Genomic DNA, 20,036 nt, shown 5'->3' on the forward strand with positions numbered 1-20,036 from the left:
CTCCACCACCACGACGACGGGAAGGGTCGTACGTCGATGAGCCCCCGCGCCGGCCGGTCCGGCCCCCGCACTCTCGCCTTCGTCGAGAGCCCGGTACAGCTGCTCAACGTGCTGGAGTGGGCGCACGCGCATGCCCCCGGCGTGGGGCTCGCCCTGGTGGTGCTGTCCCCGGTGGACCCGATGACCCGCGGCCAGCTGCGCCGTATGGCGGAGCTGGCCCGCGAGGAGGGCCACGAGGTCCGCTGGGAGGAGGCGCGCGGGGGAGCGGGCGCCCCGCTGCGGACGGTCGGCGGACTGACCGGGCCGCTCCGCCGGGCCGCCCGCGTCGTCCTCGGCGACCCCTTCTCCCGGTACGTCCAGCTGCTGCTGACGATCACCCGGGCCCGGGACGTCGTCGTGGTCGACGACGGCACCGCGACCATGGAGTTCGCCGGCCAGCTGGCCCGGGGCGAGCGGCTGGTGCGCTGGCACCGCAGGGGCGGCCGCCCCGGCCCCCGCGACCTCCTCCTCGCCCCCGTGTCCGCCGCCGCCCGGCGCCGGCTCTCCCCGGGCGGGAAGGGCACGGTGGAGGTGTTCACCTCCATGCCCATGGAGGACACCCCGCCCGGGGTCACCGTCAACGCCCACACGTTCGCCTGGACCCGGGACCGGTTCGGCCCGCCCCGCATCACCCGGGGCACCGATCTGGTGGGCACCTCGCTGGTGGAGACCGGCGTGGTGGACGGCGACGCCTATCTGGAGGCCGTGCGCTCCCTGGTGCGGACCCACGGCGCCCGGCGCTACTTCGCGCACCGCCGCGAGAGCACGGAGAAGCTCCACCGGCTGGCGGCCGGGTCGGGCCTGGAGATCGTCCGCCCCGAACTCCCCCTGGAGCTGGTCGCCCGCCGCGGCCCCATCGGCCGCACGGTGCTCAGCTTCCCGTCCACGGTCATCCACACCCTCCCTCTTGCCCTGACCGGCACGGACGTCCGCGTGGCGGTCTGCGACATCGACCCCGCCTGGCTGACCACGACGGCCTCCCCCCGCGCGCAGGGCTTCCTGTCCGGGGTGACGGACTCGGCCCGGCACATCCACCGGCTGCCGGCACCGGGCCCGCCCCCGGTGTCCGCCAGATGAACCGGTCCGCGTGGGCTGGGCCAAGCGTGGTAACCGTGAAGAACAAGGATGGGTGCAGGAACCCTGGCACGGTGTGACGCATGTCACGATCCGGCAGGTCATGGGGCCTTCACCCCGCAAAAGGGCGGCGAGTTTACCCATCCCGATTGACAGCTATGCGTGGGGCAGCCGGATTTTCTTCGTCTGACGGGCTGATTTTTCTTGATCGAGGCTCGGTGGACGGCTTCGGCGCCCTACTCTTCAAAGGGTGAAACCACTGATGTCACTGGAGTCCGAGGTCGACCTCCCCGGCGGAGCAGTGCTCCCCGGAGCGTTGCCGGAGGCCCTGCGTGCCGAGCTCGTCGCGTTCCGCCGCGACCTGCACATGCACCCGGAGCTCGGCAACCAGGAGTTCCGCACCACCGCCGCGATCAAGGAGCGTCTGGAGCGTGCCGGTCTGCGGCCGCGCGTACTCTCCAGCGGGACCGGCCTGATCTGTGACATCGGAACCGACGGCGAGGCCGGCACCGACGCCGCGATGCTGGCCATGCGCGCCGACATCGACGCCCTGCCCATCCCCGACATGAAGACCGAGTGCCCCTACCGGTCCACCGTGCCCGACCGCGCCCACGCCTGCGGCCACGACGTGCACACCACCGTGGTGCTGGGCACCGGCCTCGTCCTGGCCGAGCTGCACCGCCAGGGCCTGCTGCCCCGGCCCGTGCGGCTGGTCTTCCAGCCCGCCGAGGAGGTGCTGCCCGGCGGCGCCGCCGATGCGATCGCGGACGGCGCGCTCGACGGCATCGGCCGGATCATCGCCGTGCACTGCGACCCCCGCGTCGACGCCGGGAAGATCGGTCTGCGGCAGGGCGCCATCACCTCCGCCTGCGACCGGCTGGAGATCACCCTCGACGGCCCCGGCGGTCACACCGCCCGCCCGCATCTGACCACGGACCTGGTCACCGCCGCCGCCCGCGTCGTCGTCGACGTGCCCGCCCTGGTCGGCCGACGGGTCGACAGCCGCAGCGGACTCGCCGTGACCTGGGGCAGGATCGAGTCGGGCCACGCGCCCAACGTCATCCCGCAGCACGCCGAACTGTCCGGAACCGTGCGCTGTCTGGATCTGGATGCGTGGCGGCAGGCCCCCGACATCGTGGTCGCGGCCATCGACGAGGTGGCCAACCTGTACCGCGCCAAGTCGGAGATCAACTACGTGCGCGGCGTCCCGCCGGTCGTCAACGAGGCCGGGGCCACGGAACTGCTGCGCGACGCGATGATCGCCCGGCGCGGGGTGGAGTCCGTCGAGGGCACCCAGCAGAGCCTCGGCGGTGAGGACTTCTCCTGGTACCTGGAGCGCGTCCCCGGCGCCATGGCCCGCCTCGGCGTCCGCCCGCCCGGCGAGCGCACCGTGCGTGACCTGCACCAGGGCGACTTCGACGTGGACGAGCACGCCATCACCGTAGGAGTGGAACTCTTCACTGCGGCGGCGTTGCTGGACGCCCTCAGGTAGTCGAAAACCGGCCCCTCCACGCAGCCGGTTTTCGGACACGGTGGTAACCGAGTCCGGAAATCCGCTCGCCCTATCCGATCAACCTGGTTAGCCTCTCTGTCACCTGCCGCAAAAGACCCTTCGTGCGGCAGGGACAGTTCATTCATTCGCGTTCGCTTTGATGAGCGAGGTTTCCGTTGAACGGATTAAGGAAGTACGCGGCAGGCGTGAAACTGTTGATGGTGGCCGCACTTGCAGGCGGTATGGTCACCGCCTTCGGCGGCCCGGCGCAGGCAGCTGTGTCCGGCTGTAAAGCAGAGCACAGCGGCAACGTCGCATGGGGGGCTTGCACCAAGGGGTTCGGGTCATATCGGGTGGCGGCCAAGTGCGACTCGCCGAATTACCCCTACTCCATCACCATCTACGGCCCCTGGAAAAGCCGTTCAACGGGGGATGGGCACGTTGATTACTCGGACGTGGACGGCGATGCTTACGCCTGCCACATCGTGAGAGCTTGGGTGGACGTGCATTAGTCCATCGCCAGTGAGGGAGGCCGCCGCGCCGGGCGGCCTCACCTGACGGCAGGCACGGCAGGGACACTGAGGTGTTGTCGACTCGCCCGTGCCGATCGCACGCGTACTGCCGCCCGCCACACGAAGTGTGCGCGATCGCGGCGGGCGCGGGGCCTCGGGCGCGCCCTTCGATCCGGTGGTTCACCACCGGTAACCAGCCATCGGCACGAATGGATAACGGCTGGACAGCACCCCGTTCCCAGGAGCGTCTACGCGCGTTACTGTGCGCCGAACCGAGCGCCCGCTGCGGGGCTTTGGAGAATGGGGAACTTCAGATGCGTCGGATATCCACACTGACCCGCGTCGCGGTGGGGGTCGCCTCGCTAGCGCTCGCCGCCACGGCCTGCGGCGGCACCAGCAGTGACAGCAAGGACAGCGGCGGCAGCGGTTCCAAGAAGGACCTCGGCCTCGCCATCGCCTACGACATCGGCGGCAAGGGCGACCAGTCCTTCAACGACGCCGGCTTCGCCGGCCTGGAGAAGGCGAAGAAGGAGTTCGGTTACAAGACCGCCGACGTCGAGCCCACCGAGGGCGAGACCGACGCGGACAAGGAGCAGCGTCTGGCTTCGCTGGCCCGGCAGGGTTACAACCCTGTCATCGGCATCGGCTATGCCTACGGTCCTGCCGTCACGGCCGTGTCCAAGAAGTACCCGGACACCACCTTCGGGATCGTCGACTTCACGGTCGAGGGCGACAACGTGGCGTCCCTGATCTTCGCTGAGGAGCAGGCTTCCTACCTCGCCGGTGTCGCCGCCGCCAAGGCCACCAAGTCGAACACCGTCGGCTTCGTCGGCGGTGTGGACATCCCGCTGATCCACAAGTTCGAGGCCGGCTACAAGCAGGGCGTCACGGACACCAATCCCAAGGTCAAGGTCATTTCGCAGTACCTGACGCAGACCGCGGAGGAGGGCGGTTTCGCCAGCCCCGACAAGGGCAAGGCCGCCGCCGAGGGCCAGATCGAGAAGAAGGCCGACGTCGTCTACCAGGCGGCCGGCCTGTCCGGCCAGGGTGTCATCGAGGCCGCCGCCAAGGCGAAGGTCTGGGCGATCGGTGTCGACTCCGACCAGTACCAGCAGGAAGCCCTCGCCGCGTACAAGGACTTCATCCTCACCTCCGCCCTGAAGGACGTCGGCGGCGCGGTGTACGCCCTGGCCAAGTCCGTCGAGGACGGTAAGCCGCTGACCGGCACCCAGGTGTTCGACCTGAAGGTGAACGGCGTCGGCCTGGCCGAGAGCAACCCGAAGATGGCCGAGGTCCCGGGCCTGACGGACGCCGTGGCCAAGGCCAAGGAAGGCATCATCGACGGCTCCATCAAGGTCAAGACGGAGTAAACCCGCCGAAGCCGGACGAAGCGGGCGGGCGCCCGAGAGCGCCCGCCCGCTTCGTCGTGTCCGCGGCCAGTCGTGTCCGCGTCCGGTCGTGTCCACGCCCGGCCGCCCCCAGGTCACCCACCGCCACCCCGCCTTCGCGATCGGCAACGCCGTGACCAGGCCCGGCGTGAGCTTGAGCACGGCCCGATAACAAGGTGGACAGAAGGGGTTTTCAGGCAGGTCTACGCGCGTTAATCTGCGGCAAAAGCCAGCGCCGTAGCCGAACCGTCCCGGCGCTTTGTACGACTAGGAGCACCACACATGCGCCGGATTTCCCGGATAACGGTCGCAGGCGCAGCGACCGCCTCCCTGGCCCTCGCCCTCTCCGCCTGCGGCGGCACCTCGACCTCGTCGAGCTCGTCGGACTCGAAGGAGGACAAGGGCCTCGCCATCGCGTACGACGTCGGCGGCAAGGGCGACCAGTCCTTCAACGACGCAGCGTACGCGGGCCTGGAGCAGGCGAAGAAGGAGTTCGGCTACAAGACCGCCGACGTCGAGCCCACCGACGGTGAGACCGACGCGGACAAGGAGCAGCGCCTCGCCTCGCTGGCGAAGCAGGGCTACAACCCGGTCATCGGTGTCGGCTACGCCTACGCCACCGCCGTGAAGGGTGCCGCCGAGAAGTTCCCGGACACCACCTTCGGCATCGTCGACGACGCCACGGTCGAGGCGGACAACGTCGCGGACCTGGTCTTCTCCGAGGAGCAGGCCTCCTACCTGGCCGGCGTCGCCGCCGCCGAGAGCACCAAGACCAAGACCGTCGGCTTCGTGGGCGGTGTGAACATCCCGCTGATCCACAAGTTCCGCGCCGGCTTCGAGCAGGGTGTGAAGGACACCGACCCCAAGGTCAAGGTCATCTCGCAGTTCCTGACGCAGACCGCGGAGGAGGGCGGCTTCTCCAGCCCCGACAAGGGCAAGGCCGCCGCCGAGGGCCAGATCGAGAAGAAGGCCGACGTGGTCTACGCGGCCGCCGGTCTGTCCGGCCAGGGCGTCATCGAGGCCGCCGCCGCCAACAAGGTGTGGGCGATCGGTGTCGACTCCGACCAGTACCAGCAGGAAGCCCTTGCCAAGTACAAGGACTCGATTCTCACCTCGGCGATGAAGGACGTCGCCAAGGCGGTGTACAACCTTGCGAAGTCGGTCGAGGACGGCAAGCCGGCGACCGGTATCGTCAAGGGCGATCTGAAGACGGGTGAGGTGAGCCTGTCGAACTCCAACCCGAAGTTCGCGGACGACGCCGAGCTCCAGGAAGCCATCAAGACGGCCAAGGAGAAGATCATCAGCGGCGAGATCAAGGTCAAGTCGAGCTGAGCAACCCTCTGAACCACCGTGGGGTCGCGACCGCTGGACGGGGTACGGGGAGCCGGGCTCCCCGTACCCCGTCGGTCACGGGCGCACCCCTTTGTATGCCGTAGGGGCGCTACGCGCGTAGACGGCCCCCGTCCCCAGGAGAGTGCGTCATCAACGCGTCCAGCAGCCCTCCGGCCGGAGCGGCGGTCAACGATTCGGTGACCGCCGTAGAGCTCGCCGGGATCACCAAGCGCTTCCCCGGCGTCGTCGCCAACCACGACATCCATCTCACCGTCCGCAAGGGCACCGTCCATGCCCTCGTCGGTGAGAACGGCGCCGGCAAGTCGACTCTGATGAAGATCCTCTACGGCATGCAGAAGCCGGACGAGGGCACCATCGCGATCCACGGCGAGAAGGTGAGCTTCTCGTCCCCCGCCGACGCCATCGCGCGCGGCATCGGCATGGTGCACCAGCACTTCATGCTCGCCGACAACCTCACCGTCCTCGAGAACGTCGTCCTCGGCAGCGAGAAGCTCTACGGCATCGGCGCCAGGGCCCGCCGCAAGATCAAGGAGCTCTCCGACCGCTACGGCCTCGGCGTCCGCCCCGACGTCCTGATGGAGGAGCTCGGCGTCGCCGCCCGCCAGCGCGTGGAGATCCTCAAGGTCCTCTACCGCGGCGCCACCACCCTGATCCTCGACGAGCCCACCGCCGTCCTGGTGCCGCAGGAGGTCGACGCCCTCTTCGACAACCTGCGCGAGCTCAAGGCCGAAGGCCTGTCGGTCATCTTCATCTCCCACAAGCTGGGCGAGGTCCTCTCCGTCGCCGACGAGATCACCGTCATACGCCGCGGCACCACCGTCGGCACCGCCGTCCCCGCCGAGACGACGCCGCGTCAGCTCGCCGAGCTGATGGTGGGCAGCGAGCTGCCGACGCCGGAGACCGCCGAGTCCACGGTCACCGACCGCCCCGTCATCACCGTCGACAAGCTGCGCCTGACGGCCGACGGCGGCAAGGCCCTGCTCGACGACATCTCCTTCACCATCCACGAGGGCGAGGTCCTCGGCATCGCGGGCGTCGAGGGCAACGGCCAGACCGAACTGGTCGACGCCCTGATCGGCCTGCGGCACGCAGACTCCGGCGTCATCCGGCTGGCCGACGAGGAGATCACCGCCTGGCCCACCCGCCGGCGCCGCGAGCACGGCATCGGCTACATCCCCGAGGACCGCCACCGCCACGGCCTGCTCCTGGAGGCCCCCCTCTGGGAGAACCGCATCCTCGGTCACGTCACCGAACGTCCCAACGCCAAGGGCATCTGGCTGGACCCGAAGTCCGCCCAGGAGGACACCCGCCGCATCGTCAAGACGTACGACGTCCGCACCCCCGGCATCGACGTCACCGCGGCCTCCCTCTCCGGCGGCAACCAGCAGAAGCTGATCGTCGGCCGCGAGATGAGCCACAAGCCGCGCTTCCTGATCGCCGCCCACCCCACCCGCGGTGTGGACGTCGGCGCGCAGGCCGCCATCTGGGACCACATCCGCGAGGCCCGCCGCGAGGGCCTGGCCGTGCTGCTGATCTCCGCCGACCTGGACGAGCTCATAGGCCTGTCCGACACCCTCCGCGTGATCTACGACGGCAAGCTCGTCGCGGACGCCGACCCGGCCACCATCACCCCGGAGGAACTCGGCACCGCCATGACCGGCGCCGCCGAGGGCCACCTGGAACACGACGAGACCCCCGAGACCCCGGGCGCGACGTCCACGTCCCCCGAGTCTCCGGAAGACGAGGCCCGCTGATGAAGAAGTTCGACAAGGAGCGCGTGCTCCTCGCCGTGGCCGGGCCTGTCATCGCGCTCGCCGTGGCCTTCGTGCTGAGCGCGATCGTGCTGGTCGCCTCCGGCAAGAACCCGGTCGAGCCGTTCGCCCTCATGTTCGAGCAGGCCGGCTTCTCGGACATCCAGGTCCTGATCATCAACCAGGCGTCGATGTACTACATCGCGGCCCTCGCGGTCGCCATCGGCTTCCGGATGAACCTGTTCAACATCGGCGTCGACGGCCAGTACCAGCTCGGCGCCATGATGGCCGCCATCGTCGGCGCCCATATGAACCTGCCGGCGGCCCTGCAGATCCTGCTGCTGCTCCTCACCGCCGTGTTCACCGGCGCCTTCTGGGCCGGCATCGCCGGCGTGCTGAAGGTCACCCGCGGTGTCAGCGAGGTCGTCTCGACGATCATGCTCAACGCCATCGCGACCTCCGTGATCGGCTACCTCTGGCTGCCCACCGTCTTCGGCGTCAAGATCGGCAACAACAACACCACCGGCGAGATGTACGCATCCGGCTGGATCCCCGGCATCGACCTGGGCGCCGCCGGTGAGATCTACGGCCTGGTGATCCTCGCCGTCCTGCTCGGCATCGGCTACTGGGTCGTCCTCAACCGCACCCGCTTCGGCTTCGACCTGCGCGCCTCCGGCGCCTCGGAGTCCGCCGCCGCCGCCAGCGGCGTCGACCCCAAGCGCATGGTCCTGACCGCGATGCTGCTCTCCGGCGCCATCGCCGGCCTCGCGGGTCTGCCGATCCTGCTCGGCGACTCGCACACGTACAACCTCAGCTTCCCGACCGGCATCGGCTTCCTGGGCATCGGCATCGCCCTGCTCGGCCGCAACAGCCCGGTGGGCATCGCCTTCGCCGCCCTGCTGTGGGCGTGGCTCGACAAGGCCTCGCCCGAGCTGGACTTCCACGGCTACGACAAGGAGATCGCGGTCATCATGCAGGGCCTGATCGTCCTCTCCGTCGTGGTCTCCTACGAGGCCGTCCGCGAGTGGGGCCTGCGCCGCCAGCAGCGCCGCGTCGGCGCGGAGCTCGCCGCGGGCTACGTCCTGGGCGCCGACAACAACACCACGAAGGAGGTGGCCGGCCGATGACCGCTCCGACCACAGCGACCGACGTCAACCAGCCGTCGCTGCAGCACGCACCGAAGGCCGGCCGCCGTCTGTCCTGGCCCGTACTGCTCCTGGTCATCGCCGGAGGCCTGGCCCTCACCTCGATCGTGCGCCTGATCACCGGCGCCAACGGCATCACCAACGTCAGCCAGATGTCCACCGCCCTCCAGCTCGCCGTCCCGATCGGCCTCGCCGGTCTCGGCGGTCTGTGGGCCGAGCGCGCGGGCGTCGTCAACATCGGCCTCGAAGGCATGATGATCCTGGGCACCTGGTTCGGCGCCTGGGCCGGATTCCAGTGGGGTCCGTGGACCGGTGTCCTCGTCGGCATCATCGGCGGCTGCCTCGGCGGCCTGCTGCACGCGATCGTCACCGTCACCTTCAACGTCAACCACATCGTCTCCGGTGTGGCGATCAACATCCTCGCCCTGGGCGCCACCCGCTACCTGGCCCCGCTGGCCTTCGTCGGCCACCAGGGCGGCTCCGCCAAGCAGTCCCCGGCGGTCGACTCCCTCGGCCACTTCACCGTGCCGGGACTGTCGGAGGCACTGAGCGACCTCAACGACAAGGGCTGGTTCTTCGTCTCCGACATCGCGGGCCTGCTCGGCGGACTGGTCACCGACGTCTCCTGGCTGACCCTGATCGCCGTCGCCCTCGTCCCCGCCACCTGGTGGATCCTGTGGCGCACCCCGTTCGGTCTGCGGCTGCGCTCCTGCGGCGAGAACCCGGTGGCGGCCGAATCCCTCGGCGTCAACGTCTACAAGTACAAGTACCTCGCCGTGATCATCTCCGGCGGCCTGGCCGGCCTCGGCGGTGTCTTCCTGTCCATCGTGGCCAACCCCTTCTATCTGGAGGGTCAGGTCAGCGGACGCGGCTTCATCGGCCTCGCCGCCATGATCTTCGGCAACTGGATGCCGGGCGGCCTCGCCATCGGCGCCGGCCTCTTCGGCTACACCGACAGCCTCAACCTGCGCGGCGGCTCCGCCAACGTGCACGCCCTGCTGCTGCTCGGCGCGCTGCTGCTGCTCATCGGCGCGATCTGGCTGGTCATCCGCAAGAAGTACGTCAACGCCGCGATCACCCTGGTCATCGGCGCCCTCGTCTTCGCCTGGTACGCCGGCACCAACGAGGTCCCCAACCAGGTCGTCGCCGCCACGCCGTACGTCATCACCCTGGTCGTCCTCGCCCTCTCCGCCCAGCGGCTGCGCATGCCGAAGGCCAACGGCATGCCGTACCGGAAGGGACAGGGCAAGTGACCGCCGCCGACATCGACTGGGAGGCGCTGCGCGCCGTCGCCCGCGAGGCCATGACCCACGCCTACGTCCCCTACTCGGGCTACCGGGTCGGTGTCGCGGCCCTGGTCGACGACGGGCGCACGGTGTCCGGCTGCAACGTCGAGAACGCCTCGTACGGCCTCGGCCTGTGCGCCGAGTGCGGCCTGGTCTCGGAGCTGCACCGCACCGGCGGCGGCCGGCTCACCCACTTCACCTGTGTGGACGGCGACGGCGAGATCCTCGTCCCGTGCGGCCGCTGCCGCCAGCTGCTGTACGAGTTCGGCGGCACCGGACTGCTGCTGGAGACCCCGGAAGGAATCCTGCCGCTGTCGGAGATGTTGCCCCAGGCCTTCGGCCCGCAGCACCTCACCCCGTAACTCCCGTGCGGCCCCTCCGAGCGACTGCCGACACCGTCGGTACCGTCGGCCGGAGGGGCCGCGCCCTTCGCACCCCGGAAGGAACCCGAGCCATGGCCATGGACGCCATCTCCGTCATCCGCACCAAGCGGGACCGCGGCGAACTCAGCGACGAGCAGATCGACTGGGTCATCGACGCGTACACCCGCGGGGAGGTGGCCGACGAGCAGATGTCGGCCCTCGCCATGGCGATCCTCCTCAACGGCATGAACCGGAGCGAGATCGCCCGCTGGACCGCCGCGATGATCGCCTCCGGTGAGCGCATGGACTTCTCGTCCCTGTCCCGCCCCACCGCCGACAAGCACTCCACCGGCGGCGTCGGCGACAAGATCACCCTCCCGCTCGCGCCGCTCGTCGCCGCCTGCGGCGCGGCCGTCCCGCAGCTCTCCGGCCGCGGCCTCGGCCACACCGGCGGCACACTCGACAAGCTGGAGTCCATCCCCGGCTGGCGCGCCCTGCTCTCCAACGAGGAGATGCTGCACGTCCTGGACACCACCGGCGCGGTCATCTGCGCGGCCGGCGACGGACTGGCCCCGGCGGACAAGAAGCTGTACGCGCTGCGTGACGTCACCGGCACGGTCGAGGCGATCCCGCTCATCGCCTCCTCCATCATGTCCAAGAAGATCGCGGAGGGCACCGGCTCGCTGGTCCTGGACGTGAAGGTCGGCACCGGCGCCTTCATGAAGACTCTCGACGACGCCCGCGAACTGGCCCGCACCATGGTCGGCCTGGGCACCGACTCCGGAGTGAGGACCGTCGCCCTCCTGACCGACATGTCCACCCCGCTCGGCCTGACCGCCGGCAACGCCCTCGAGGTCCGCGAGTCCGTCGAGGTCCTGGCGGGCGGCGGCCCGGCGGACGTCGTCGAGCTGACCCTGGCCCTCGCCCGCGAGATGCTCGACGCGGCGGGCCTGCGCGACGCCGACCCGGCGAAGGCCCTCGCCGACGGCTCCGCCATGGACGTCTGGCGCCGCATGATCGCGGCCCAGGGCGGCGACCCGGACGCCGAACTGCCGATGGCCCGCGAGCAGCACGTCGTCACGGCCCCGTCCTCCGGCGTCCTGACCCGCCTGGACGCCTACGACATCGGCGTCGCCGCCTGGCGCCTCGGCGCCGGCCGCGCCCGCAAGGAGGACCCCGTGCAGGCGGGCGCGGGCGTAGAACTCCACGCCAGGCCCGGCGACCGGGTAACGGAGGGCCAGCCCCTCCTCACCCTCCACACGGACACCCCCGACCGCTTCGACTACGCCCTCCAGGCAGTGGACGGCTCCTACGACATCGCGCCCCCCGGCACGCACTCCACGCCCACTCCCGTCGTGCTGGAACGTATCGCCTGACCAGCGGTTTCCCCGATCGGATGAACGGGACCGGCGGACCCTCCACCGGTCCCGTTCGGCATGCTGCACTCGGTGACGCAACGATGGGAGACCGTCGTGAGCGCACTCACCGTGAGCCAGGATCCCGAGCAGAACTGGGACGACCTCGTGCGGTTCTGGGAGGAGATGGAATGGCCCGAGGGCAGCAAGGTGGAGATCATCGAGGGGATCATCACCGTGTCACCCCCTCCCGCGTACCGTCACCACTTGATCGCGGAACGTATCCAGCGTCGTCTGTACTCCGTGGTTCCCGAGGATTGGGAGATCTTCCAGACCCTGGCCATCGCCGTGCCCTCGCGTCTGGGCATGCTCATCCCCGATCTTGTCGTGGCCCCTGTGCGGGACCACACCGAATCGGACACCCACATCCCCGCCGCCCTCGCCGAACTGGTCGTCGAGGTCACCTCGAAGTCCAACGCCCGCAACGACCGCGTCGCCAAGCTCGCCGCCTACGCCACCGCGGGCATCCCGCTGTACCTCCTGGTCGACCGCTGGGCCTCCGACGGGCCGACGGCGACCCTCTACGGTGACCCCAAGGGAGCCGTCTACCGGCCGCTGAGCACCGCGAAGTTCGGCGAGCCCATCAAGATCCCCGCCCCCTTCGATCTCGTCATCGACAGCAGCGAGTTCCCCGAGACCTGAATCACCCCAGCAGCGCCGCCACCACCACGAGAACCGGTGTGATCTTCGCGGCGGCCCTCGCGATGAGTTACGCGCACCCGCCGGGTCTACCGGTCGTGGACGCCATGACACCGCCCGTGCTCGTACTCCGCGGCCCTCTCACCGGGGATGAGGTGAACGGGCCGTGCGATGCGCTGCGGACTCTCCTGGAGAGCGGCGGAAGACGAGGGACGACGGGCGCCGTGGTCGTCTGCGACGTCGGGGGGCTGGGACCGCCCGGACTCGCCGCCGTGAACCTGCTCGCACGGCTCCAGCTCACGGCCCGCCGCTGCGGAGGCCGGATACGGCTGCGCGATCCCTCCCCGGCGCTATGTGCCCTGCTCGACCTGGTCGGGCTCCGCTTCGAGATGGAGGGGCAGCCCGAACAGCGGGAACCACCGCTTGGTGTCCAGGAAGCAGTGGAACCCGGTGATCCGGCCGTCTGAGATCTCCAGCACCTGCACCGCCCACGGCGTGAAACCGCCCGCCTCCGGGTCGGGCTTGTACTGCGCGAACCCCGGCAGCCCGTTGACCTCCACCGGCACCAGCCGCGAGTTCGCGCAGGGGGCGCCCAGCGTCGTCATGAAACCCGTGATGTCCTCGGCGCCGGTCAGCCACAGGTCGAACGGCGGCATCGTCATGATGGCGTCCTCGTGCAGCAGCTCGGTCAGCGCCGACATGTCGTAGCCCTCGAACGCCGCCACATAGCGCTCGAGCAGCTTCTGCTGCTCCTCGTCCAGCGGGTCGGACACCGATGCCTCGGCGCCGGGCTGCTGCCGCTCGGCGAGCGTCGCCCGGGCCCGCTGGAGCGCGCTGTTGACCGACGCGACGGACGTGCCCAGCAGCTCGGCCACCTCGCTCGCCTTCCAGGCCAGCACCTCCCGCAGGATCAGCACCGCCCGCTGCTTGGCCGGCAGCTGCTGGAGCGCGGCCATGAAGGCCAGCCGCACCGACTCCTTGGCGACCGCCGCCTCCGCCGGGTCGGCGGGCGTGGGCAGCACCCGGGAGTCGGGCATCGGCTCCAGCCAGGTGTTGTCCGGGCGCGGCGACAGCGCGGCCTGCGCCAGCGGTGTGGACTCCGTGAGGTCCATCGGGCGGGCCCGCTTGTTGCCGGCCGTCAGCATGTCCAGGCATACGTTCGTGGCGATGCGGTAGAGCCAGGAGCGGAGGCTGGAGCGGCCCTCGAACTTGTCGTAGCTGCGCCAGGCGCGGATCATGGTGTCCTGCACCGCGTCCTCCGCCTCGAAGGACGAGCCGAGCATCCGATAGCAGTACCCGGTCAGTTCCACCCGGTACTCCTCCAGCCTGGCGTCCACATCGGTCGTCGTCGCCGTGCCGTTCGTCATTCCACCCACCCCATGTGGCCTCTTGGTGGCGCACCATCGCACCCACCACTCCGGAAGCTACCCCAGCCCACTGACAACGGCCCCCCGAGTCAACGAACGCGCAGGTCAACAGCGGTGTCCATCAGCCTGTCCGGCGTTTGAGGACGAGGCCCGAAGGGCCGAAAAGGAGGTCTGGGGGCGCAGCCCCCAGGGACGGGACGGGAAGGGGCGGCGGGGGCGAAAAAACGTCAGGCCGGCCGCAAGGCAGCCCGCGCCGCCGCCCGCGTCCCCGCCAGGGTGATCACCGCGACCCCCGCCACCGCCACCAGCCCGACCGCCACCGTGCCGCCCCATCCCCCCGCGTGGAACGCCAGCGCCCCCACCGTGCTCCCCACACTGGAGCCGACGTAATACGCGGACTGGTACAGCGCCGACGCCTGCGCACGCCCCACCCGCGCGGTCTTCCCCACCGCCGACGACGCCACCGCATGCCCCGCGAAGAACCCGGCGGTGATCAGCACCAGCCCCAGCAGCACCAGCGGCAGCGACCCGGCGAGCGACAGCAGCAACCCCACCGCGGTCGTCCCCCCGCCCGCGTACAGCGCACCGCGCCGTCCCAGCCGGTCCACCAGTCGCCCCGCCGCCGAAGCGGAAACCGTGCCCACCAGATACACCAGGAAGACCGACCCCACGACACCCTGCGGCAGCGAGAACGGCGCCTCGGTCAGCCGGTACCCGATGACCGTGTACACGCCCCCGAACACCGCCATGAACAGCGCACCGATCGCGAACAGCCGCCGCAGCAGCGGATCGGCCAGATGCCCGCGGACCGTACCGACGAGCACACGCGGCCGCAGCGATCCCGGACGGAAGTGCCGCGGCGCCGGCAGCAGCAGCCGGAAGGCCACCGCGCACGCCACCGCGAGCAGCCCGATCACCCCGACGGCGACCCGCCAGCCCCACTCCTGCGCCACCCAGCCGGTGATCACGCGGCCGCTCATCCCGCCGACGCTGTTGCCGGCCACGAACAGCCCGATCGCCGTCACCAGCGCCTTGGGCGTGACCTCCTCCGCGAGATACGCCGTCGCCGACGCGGGCAGCCCCGCCAGCGCCGCGCCCTGCAGCGCCCGCAGGACCACCAGCACGCCCAGCGACGGGGCGAAGGGCACCAGCAGTCCGACGGTCACCGCGACGGCGAGCGAGACCGTCATGACGGTGCGCCGTCCGAACCGCTCCGAGAGCGCGCTCATCGGCAGCACGAACAGCGCCAGACCGCCGGTCGCCGCCGACACCGTCCAGCTCGCGTCGCCCGCGCTCACCGCGAAGTCGGCGGAGACCAGCGGCAGCAGGGCCTGCGTGGAGTACAGCAGCGCGAACGTCGCGACGCCCGCGAGGAACAGGGCGAGACTCATCCGGCGGTAACCGGGCCCGCCCGGAGACATCCGTGACGCGGAGACGGGCGGCAGGTCGGAAGGATCAGAGGGAACGGATGCGACGGCGCCCACGCTGGTGGACGCCCCGGTACTGGCGGGAGTCATGCCACGAAACTACGGACGCCCCCGCTCATCCGTCCAATGCATGGAATCGCCATAATCGTTCCCATGGAGCATGAGCAGAGGTCAGCGAGGTGGCTGTCACACACCGGTGACACACGAGATACGGACGACATGTCCAGGCTGCTCGCGCCCCGCCTCGCCTACTTCGCCGGTGTCGCCCGCACCGAGCATGTCACGCGCGCCGCCCAGGAGATGCAGGTACCGCAGTCCACGCTCTCCCGGGCCATGGCCCGCCTAGAACAGGACCTGGGCGTGGAGCTGTTCGCCCGCCACGGCCGCACGGTCTCCCTGACCCCGGCCGGCCGCACCTTCCTCACCTCCGTCGAACGCGCCCTCGCCGAGATCGAACGCGCCGCCGAGGAGGTCCGCGCCGACGCCGACCCCGCCACCGGCAAGGTCGCCTTCGGGTTCCTGCACACCATGGGCGCCGAGACCGTGCCCGGCCTGCTGCACGCCTTCCGCGCCGACCATCCGCGCGTCCGCTTCAGCCTCGTACAGAACTACGGGGAGGCCATGCTGGAAGGCCTCCGCGCGGGCGAACTCGACCTGTGCCTGACCTCCCCGGTGCCCGGCGCCCCCGACCTCGTCGCGCGCCGCCTCGACGAGCAGAAGCTGCGCCTGGTCGTCCCCGTCGACCACCCCCTCGCCGGCCGCCGCCGCATCCGGCTGGCCGAGGCCGCCGACGAGACGTTCGTGACCCTGGAACCCGGTTACGGGCTGCGCCGCATCACCGACGACCTCTGTGCCCAGGCCGGCTTCCGGCCCCGTATCGCCTTCGAGGGCGAGGAAGCGGAAACCCTGCGCGGCCTGGTGGCGGCGGGCCTGGGCGTGGCCCTCCTCCCGCCACCGCCCTTCCCCCGTCCTGGTGTGGTGGAACTGACGGTCACGGCCCCCCGGGCCGCAAGGGAAATCGGCGTGGCCTGGCTGGCAGGCCACCCGGACACACCCCCGGTAGCAGCCTTCAAAAAGTTTCTGCTCAGCAAAAGGGGCACATTGCTGCCGACTTGAGACTGCTCAGCGGAAGGAGCACTCCGCTGCCGCGAGAAGGGGTGCCTGGCTGCCGACGCAGGGGGCAACACACAGAGGGGCGCGGGGCTGTGTCGATATGCGGCTCCGCCGCGCGGGCGCGACCAGCCACCGACGGACCGCACCCGCCGTCAGGCAGACACCCCGACGACGCTACCGCCGCCGCAAAGACTCCCCGAACCCCGCAGCCAGCGGCATCCGCAACCCCAGCGGCGGAGGCGCCGCCAAGGCATCCTGCACGGGCCGCGACAACGCCCGCCCGAACAGCGCCCCCATCACGAAGTCCTCGGCCAGCGCCAGCACTTCCTCCCGGTACTGGCTGAGCCCGTGCCCGTCCGCGTGGACCTCGAACCGGCATACCTCCCGGTTCGCCTTCTTCGCCCGGGCCGCCAGCCGGAACGACAACTCGGGATCGGTCCGCGCGTCGTTCGTGCCGTGCACGATCAGCACGCGCCGCCCGGCGAGCTGTTTCACCGGTTCGGGTGGTGCCGCCACATCCTCCTCGGGAAGCCAGGGGGCCAGCGCCAGCACGGAGTTGACGGCTTCGTGGCCCCCCGCGCGGAGCGCGGCCCGGCCGCCCATGCCGGACCCGACCAGGCAGACGGGCACGTCCCCGTAGCGCCGTACGGCCTCGTCGGCGGCCCAGGCGGCGTCGTGGGCGAGGTGCGCCTCGCTGCCGTTCCAGCCCCGGTAGCGGTAGTGGACGACGTGGGTGGCAAGGCTCTGCTCCCGTCCCGCGCGGGTGAGGCGGCGTCCGAGCCCCCGCACGGAAGCGGCCGCCAGCAGGGGCGACGGCCGCCGGCTGGACACCTCTTCGCCGCCGGGGAGCAGCAGCACCACACCGCCCACCTCGGTCGGCTCCGGGCCGAGCACCCTCCCCAGCCGGGCCGTGCGCACCGGCGTCGCTTGCTGTGCCATGACAGAACATTCTCAGAAGCGGCGGTGTACCCGACCCGTCCGTGCGGTCACCGTTGCGTATCGACGGATTCGGGCCCGTCGCACACCCGGTGATCTACACGCGTAGGCCTTAGAGTGCCGAAATGACGAGCCAGACCATCGCGAACACCCCGACCGCGGACCAGATCCGCCGGGCGCCCAAGGTCCTGCTGCACGACCACCTCGACGGCGGATTGCGCCCCGGCACCGTCGTCGACCTGGCCCGTGAGACCGGGTACACCGGCCTCCCCGACACCGACCCCGACAAACTCGCCCTCTGGTTCCACCAGGCCGCCGACTCCGGCTCCCTCGAGCGGTATCTGGAGACGTTCTCGCACACCGTCGGCGTCATGCAGACCCGCGACGCCCTCGTCCGGGTCGCCGCCGAGTGTGCCGAGGACCTCGCCGAGGACGGCGTCGTCTACGCCGAGGTCCGCTACGCCCCCGAGCAGCACCTCGACGGCGGACTGACCCTCGAAGAGGTCGTCGAGGCGGTCAACGAGGGCTTCCGGCTGGGGGAGCGGCGCGCCAGGGACAACGGGCACCGCATCAGGGTCGGCGCCCTGCTCACCGCGATGCGGCACGCCGCCCGCGCCCTGGAGATCGCCGAACTCGCCAACCGCTACCGGGACCTGGGCGTCGTCGGCTTCGACATCGCGGGCGCCGAGGCCGGCTACCCGCCCACCCGGCACCTCGACGCCTTCGAGTACCTGAAGCGGGAGAACAACCACTTCACCATCCACGCCGGCGAGGCGTTCGGGCTGCCGTCCATCTGGCAGGCCCTCCAGTGGTGCGGCGCCGACCGGCTCGGCCACGGGGTGCGCATCATCGACGACATCCAGGTCCGCGACGACGGCACCGTCCGGCTCGGCCGCCTCGCCTCCTACGTCAGGGACAAGCGCATCCCCCTGGAACTGTGCCCCAGCTCCAACCTCCAGACCGGCGCCGCCGCCTCGTATGCCGAGCACCCGATCGGTCTGCTGCGCCGGCTGCTGTTCCGCGCCACCGTAAATACCGACAATCGCCTTATGTCCCACACCAGTGTGAGCCGGGAATTCGAGCACCTGGTCGAGGCCTTCGGTTACACGCTCGACGACCTTCAATGGTTCACTGTCAATGGAATGAAATCAGCGTTCATCCCTTTCGATGAACGACTGGCCATGATCAATGACGTCATCAAGCCCGGATTTGCCGAGCTGAAATCCGAATGGCTGTTCCGGCAGACCGCCTCTACCAGCGGTTCTGTGGATTCGCAGGGCTGAACACCGCGTCCCCGGGAAGGGTGAACGCCCGCCGTGTTCACCATCCGTCCTCATTTCGATGTTTGCGGCGGGCGGTGCCGCATGTTTACCGTCACAGCACCGCTCACATCCCCGTATCCCATTTCGAGGACGCATTTACATGAAGCAGTCTGCTGCCAAGACCCTCGGTGTCGCCGCTCTCGGTGCCGCCTTCGCCGCCGCCGGGGCGGGCGCCGCCACCGCGGCCCCGGCCGTCCCGGACACCGCTCCGGCGCTGGACTCCGTCACCCAGGCCGTTCCGGCGGAGCGGCTGTCCGGCGCGGTGCCGAGCTCCTCCGAGGCGCTGACGGCGGGCCAGGAGGTGGCCGGGACCGGTGTGGCGACCGCCCAGCCGGTCGCCGAGCAGGCGGGCCCCGTCGCCCCGGCCGCCGGCCTCCTCGGCGGCCTGCCGGTGGACCAGCTGCCCGCCAAGGGCCTCTCCGTCAACGGCCTTCCGCTCGGCGGCTGACCGCCGGACGCGACAGCCGATGGGGCGCACCCGGATTCGGGGTGCGCCCCATCGGCGTACTCGCGGGGAGACGGTTCCCGGGGTTTCCGGCGCTACCAGGCCGTCCGTGCCTTGTCCTCCGAGGGCAACAGCACCCACAGCGCGATGTACAGCAGGAACTGCGGTCCCGGAAGCAGGCACGACGCCAGGAAGATCACCCGCATCGTGGTCGAGGAGATGCCGAAGCGCCGAGCCAGCGCGGCGCACACTCCGCCGATCATGCGGTCGTTGGTGGGGCGGACGAGGCGGCTCATGACGACTCCTTCGTGAGCGGTGCGAGGCCTCCCGACTGGCTGCCTCGGTACCCTCCACGTTACGGAGACGAAGGGGGCAAAGCGTCGCTCCACGGGGCGATCCCGACCCTGGGAATCGTCGGGGTCCGCCCCTGAGGCATCTCCTCAGGGAGGACGGCCGCGACGGGCGTACGCCTGTCCCTGCGGCGCAGCCAGGCGCGTCCCGCGGGCACGACGGCCGCATGCGCGAGCGCCGCACCGGCCGTGTTCAGCAGCAGCGAGTCGACGTCCACGACCTGTCCCGGCACCGCGGTCTGCAGCATCTCCACGGCCAGTGACACCAGGGCGGTCGCGGTCATGGTGCGGATCAGCGACCCCAGCCGCGAGACGCACAGCCGCCCGCCGGCCATCGGCAGCAGCACACCCAGCGGCGCCAGCAGCGCCATCCCCTCACCGGTCCTGCGCAGCCCCGTCGTCCACCCCAGCGCGAAATCGGCCCGGATGCCGTCGAACGGCCGCAGATTCGCCGGCATCACCCAGGGGACGTCCAGCGGGCGCAGCGTGTACCAGGCGACGAACGCGAGATACGCGGCCAGGAGGAGCCCCCCTGTCACACGGATGCGGAATGCGGCGGTGCCGCCGATGAAGCCTTGACGCTGCACGACCCCCAAGACGCGGCGTTCGGCACGATCGGT

20 protein-coding genes are annotated in these 20,036 nt (G+C 70.4%); 15 read left to right on the plus strand and 5 right to left on the minus strand.

Features of this window, described 5'->3' with window-relative positions; genetic code table 11:
- Window positions 1-36 precede the first annotated feature (36 nt).
- From AB0L56_RS01795 to AB0L56_RS01850, 12 genes are all read left to right on the plus strand, one after another.
- The gene (locus AB0L56_RS01795) at window positions 37-1,116 is read left to right on the plus strand and encodes a hypothetical protein (RefSeq protein WP_365417801.1); all 1,080 of its coding nucleotides are present in this window, start codon (window positions 37-39) and stop codon (window positions 1,114-1,116) included.
- A gap of 259 nt (window positions 1,117-1,375) precedes the next feature.
- Window positions 1,376-2,605, plus strand: coding sequence for an amidohydrolase (locus AB0L56_RS01800; protein WP_365418807.1), 1,230 nt, complete (start codon window positions 1,376-1,378; stop codon window positions 2,603-2,605).
- A 206-nt stretch (window positions 2,606-2,811) separates the two neighbouring features.
- Entirely contained in the window at window positions 2,812-3,117 is a 306-nt protein-coding gene (locus AB0L56_RS01805) for a hypothetical protein (protein WP_361021714.1), read from the plus strand.
- Between the two features lie 314 nt (window positions 3,118-3,431).
- Window positions 3,432-4,487 carry a BMP family ABC transporter substrate-binding protein gene (locus AB0L56_RS01810; RefSeq protein WP_365417804.1) on the plus strand — a complete coding sequence of 352 codons (1,056 nt, stop codon included), beginning with the start codon at window positions 3,432-3,434 and terminating at the stop codon, window positions 4,485-4,487.
- 300 nt (window positions 4,488-4,787) lie between these two features.
- Window positions 4,788-5,837, plus strand: a complete 1,050-nt coding sequence (locus AB0L56_RS01815) for a BMP family ABC transporter substrate-binding protein (RefSeq protein ID WP_361021719.1) — start codon at window positions 4,788-4,790, stop codon at window positions 5,835-5,837.
- 197 nt (window positions 5,838-6,034) lie between these two features.
- Complete coding sequence (locus tag AB0L56_RS01820; RefSeq protein ID WP_365417808.1) at window positions 6,035-7,612, plus strand: ABC transporter ATP-binding protein; 1,578 nt, start codon at window positions 6,035-6,037, stop codon at window positions 7,610-7,612.
- Window positions 7,612-8,736 carry an ABC transporter permease gene (locus tag AB0L56_RS01825; protein WP_365417811.1) on the plus strand — a complete coding sequence of 375 codons (1,125 nt, stop codon included), beginning with the start codon at window positions 7,612-7,614 and terminating at the stop codon, window positions 8,734-8,736. Before AB0L56_RS01820 ends, AB0L56_RS01825 begins: the two co-directional genes overlap by 1 nt.
- Window positions 8,733-10,007 carry an ABC transporter permease gene (locus AB0L56_RS01830; RefSeq protein ID WP_365417813.1) on the plus strand — a complete coding sequence of 425 codons (1,275 nt, stop codon included), beginning with the start codon at window positions 8,733-8,735 and terminating at the stop codon, window positions 10,005-10,007. The genes AB0L56_RS01825 and AB0L56_RS01830 overlap by 4 nt, the downstream gene beginning before the upstream one ends.
- A complete protein-coding gene (locus AB0L56_RS01835) occupies window positions 10,004-10,402 on the plus strand; it encodes a cytidine deaminase (protein WP_365417816.1) in 399 nt (132 codons plus the stop codon). The genes AB0L56_RS01830 and AB0L56_RS01835 overlap by 4 nt, the downstream gene beginning before the upstream one ends.
- Window positions 10,403-10,500: 98 nt before the next feature.
- Window positions 10,501-11,778 carry a thymidine phosphorylase gene (locus AB0L56_RS01840; protein ID WP_365418810.1) on the plus strand — a complete coding sequence of 426 codons (1,278 nt, stop codon included), beginning with the start codon at window positions 10,501-10,503 and terminating at the stop codon, window positions 11,776-11,778.
- A 96-nt stretch (window positions 11,779-11,874) separates the two neighbouring features.
- Entirely contained in the window at window positions 11,875-12,459 is a 585-nt protein-coding gene (locus tag AB0L56_RS01845) for a Uma2 family endonuclease (protein WP_365417819.1), read from the plus strand.
- Between the two features lie 62 nt (window positions 12,460-12,521).
- A complete protein-coding gene (locus tag AB0L56_RS01850) occupies window positions 12,522-12,923 on the plus strand; it encodes an STAS domain-containing protein (RefSeq protein ID WP_365418813.1) in 402 nt (133 codons plus the stop codon).
- On the opposite strand, the gene AB0L56_RS01855 is transcribed toward AB0L56_RS01850, so the two are convergent.
- Complete coding sequence (locus AB0L56_RS01855; protein ID WP_365417822.1) at window positions 12,807-13,823, minus strand: sigma-70 family RNA polymerase sigma factor; 1,017 nt, start codon at window positions 13,821-13,823, stop codon at window positions 12,807-12,809. The two genes, AB0L56_RS01850 and AB0L56_RS01855, sit on opposite strands and share 117 nt — an antisense overlap.
- Before the next feature lie 227 nt (window positions 13,824-14,050).
- Window positions 14,051-15,340, minus strand: a complete 1,290-nt coding sequence (locus AB0L56_RS01860; protein ID WP_365417824.1) for an MFS transporter — start codon at window positions 15,338-15,340, stop codon at window positions 14,051-14,053.
- 63 nt (window positions 15,341-15,403) lie between these two features.
- On the opposite strand from AB0L56_RS01860, the gene AB0L56_RS01865 reads away from it, so the two are divergent.
- Window positions 15,404-16,366 (plus strand): LysR substrate-binding domain-containing protein, encoded by a 963-nt coding sequence (locus tag AB0L56_RS01865; protein ID WP_365417827.1) that lies wholly within the window; start codon window positions 15,404-15,406, stop codon window positions 16,364-16,366.
- 171 nt (window positions 16,367-16,537) lie between these two features.
- On the opposite strand, the gene AB0L56_RS01870 is transcribed toward AB0L56_RS01865, so the two are convergent.
- The gene (locus AB0L56_RS01870; protein WP_361021746.1) at window positions 16,538-17,302 is read right to left on the minus strand and encodes an alpha/beta hydrolase; all 765 of its coding nucleotides are present in this window, start codon (window positions 17,300-17,302) and stop codon (window positions 16,538-16,540) included.
- Window positions 17,303-17,424: 122 nt separating this feature from the next.
- On the opposite strand from AB0L56_RS01870, the gene AB0L56_RS01875 reads away from it, so the two are divergent.
- Window positions 17,425-18,582 carry an adenosine deaminase gene (locus AB0L56_RS01875; RefSeq protein WP_365417830.1) on the plus strand — a complete coding sequence of 386 codons (1,158 nt, stop codon included), beginning with the start codon at window positions 17,425-17,427 and terminating at the stop codon, window positions 18,580-18,582.
- Between the two features lie 139 nt (window positions 18,583-18,721).
- The gene (locus tag AB0L56_RS01880; protein ID WP_361021751.1) at window positions 18,722-19,069 is read left to right on the plus strand and encodes an ATP-binding protein; all 348 of its coding nucleotides are present in this window, start codon (window positions 18,722-18,724) and stop codon (window positions 19,067-19,069) included.
- 92 nt (window positions 19,070-19,161) lie between these two features.
- Here the strand turns inward: AB0L56_RS01880 and AB0L56_RS01885 are convergent, their stop codons facing one another.
- Both AB0L56_RS01885 and AB0L56_RS01890 read right to left on the minus strand, forming a co-directional pair.
- A complete protein-coding gene (locus AB0L56_RS01885) occupies window positions 19,162-19,362 on the minus strand; it encodes a PspC domain-containing protein (RefSeq protein ID WP_361021754.1) in 201 nt (66 codons plus the stop codon).
- A gap of 59 nt (window positions 19,363-19,421) precedes the next feature.
- A complete protein-coding gene (locus AB0L56_RS01890; RefSeq protein ID WP_365417834.1) occupies window positions 19,422-20,003 on the minus strand; it encodes a VanZ family protein in 582 nt (193 codons plus the stop codon).
- Between the last annotated feature and the right edge of the window lie 33 nt (window positions 20,004-20,036).

The sequence above is a fragment of the Streptomyces sp. NPDC052079 genome, assembly GCF_040680275.1.
Taxonomy (GTDB): domain Bacteria; phylum Actinomycetota; class Actinomycetes; order Streptomycetales; family Streptomycetaceae; genus Streptomyces.

Excerpts from the sequence above, each read along its gene's own strand:
- AB0L56_RS01795 (WP_365417801.1), top strand. The coding sequence starts at position 37 with ATGAGCCCCCGCGCCGGCCGGTCCGGCCCCCGCACTCTCGCCTTCGTC.
- AB0L56_RS01800 (WP_365418807.1), top strand. The coding sequence starts at position 1,376 with ATGTCACTGGAGTCCGAGGTCGACCTCCCCGGCGGAGCAGTGCTCCCC.
- AB0L56_RS01810 (WP_365417804.1), top strand. The coding sequence starts at position 3,432 with ATGCGTCGGATATCCACACTGACCCGCGTCGCGGTGGGGGTCGCCTCG.
- AB0L56_RS01815 (WP_361021719.1), top strand. The coding sequence starts at position 4,788 with ATGCGCCGGATTTCCCGGATAACGGTCGCAGGCGCAGCGACCGCCTCC.
- AB0L56_RS01825 (WP_365417811.1), top strand. The coding sequence starts at position 7,612 with ATGAAGAAGTTCGACAAGGAGCGCGTGCTCCTCGCCGTGGCCGGGCCT.
- AB0L56_RS01830 (WP_365417813.1), top strand. The coding sequence starts at position 8,733 with ATGACCGCTCCGACCACAGCGACCGACGTCAACCAGCCGTCGCTGCAG.
- AB0L56_RS01840 (WP_365418810.1), top strand. The coding sequence starts at position 10,501 with ATGGACGCCATCTCCGTCATCCGCACCAAGCGGGACCGCGGCGAACTC.
- AB0L56_RS01850 (WP_365418813.1), top strand. The coding sequence starts at position 12,522 with ATGAGTTACGCGCACCCGCCGGGTCTACCGGTCGTGGACGCCATGACA.
- AB0L56_RS01855 (WP_365417822.1), bottom strand. The coding sequence starts at position 13,823 with ATGACGAACGGCACGGCGACGACGACCGATGTGGACGCCAGGCTGGAG.
- AB0L56_RS01860 (WP_365417824.1), bottom strand. The coding sequence starts at position 15,340 with ATGACTCCCGCCAGTACCGGGGCGTCCACCAGCGTGGGCGCCGTCGCA.
- AB0L56_RS01865 (WP_365417827.1), top strand. The coding sequence starts at position 15,404 with ATGGAGCATGAGCAGAGGTCAGCGAGGTGGCTGTCACACACCGGTGAC.
- AB0L56_RS01870 (WP_361021746.1), bottom strand. The coding sequence starts at position 17,302 with ATGGCACAGCAAGCGACGCCGGTGCGCACGGCCCGGCTGGGGAGGGTG.
- AB0L56_RS01875 (WP_365417830.1), top strand. The coding sequence starts at position 17,425 with ATGACGAGCCAGACCATCGCGAACACCCCGACCGCGGACCAGATCCGC.
- AB0L56_RS01880 (WP_361021751.1), top strand. The coding sequence starts at position 18,722 with ATGAAGCAGTCTGCTGCCAAGACCCTCGGTGTCGCCGCTCTCGGTGCC.
- AB0L56_RS01885 (WP_361021754.1), bottom strand. The coding sequence starts at position 19,362 with ATGAGCCGCCTCGTCCGCCCCACCAACGACCGCATGATCGGCGGAGTG.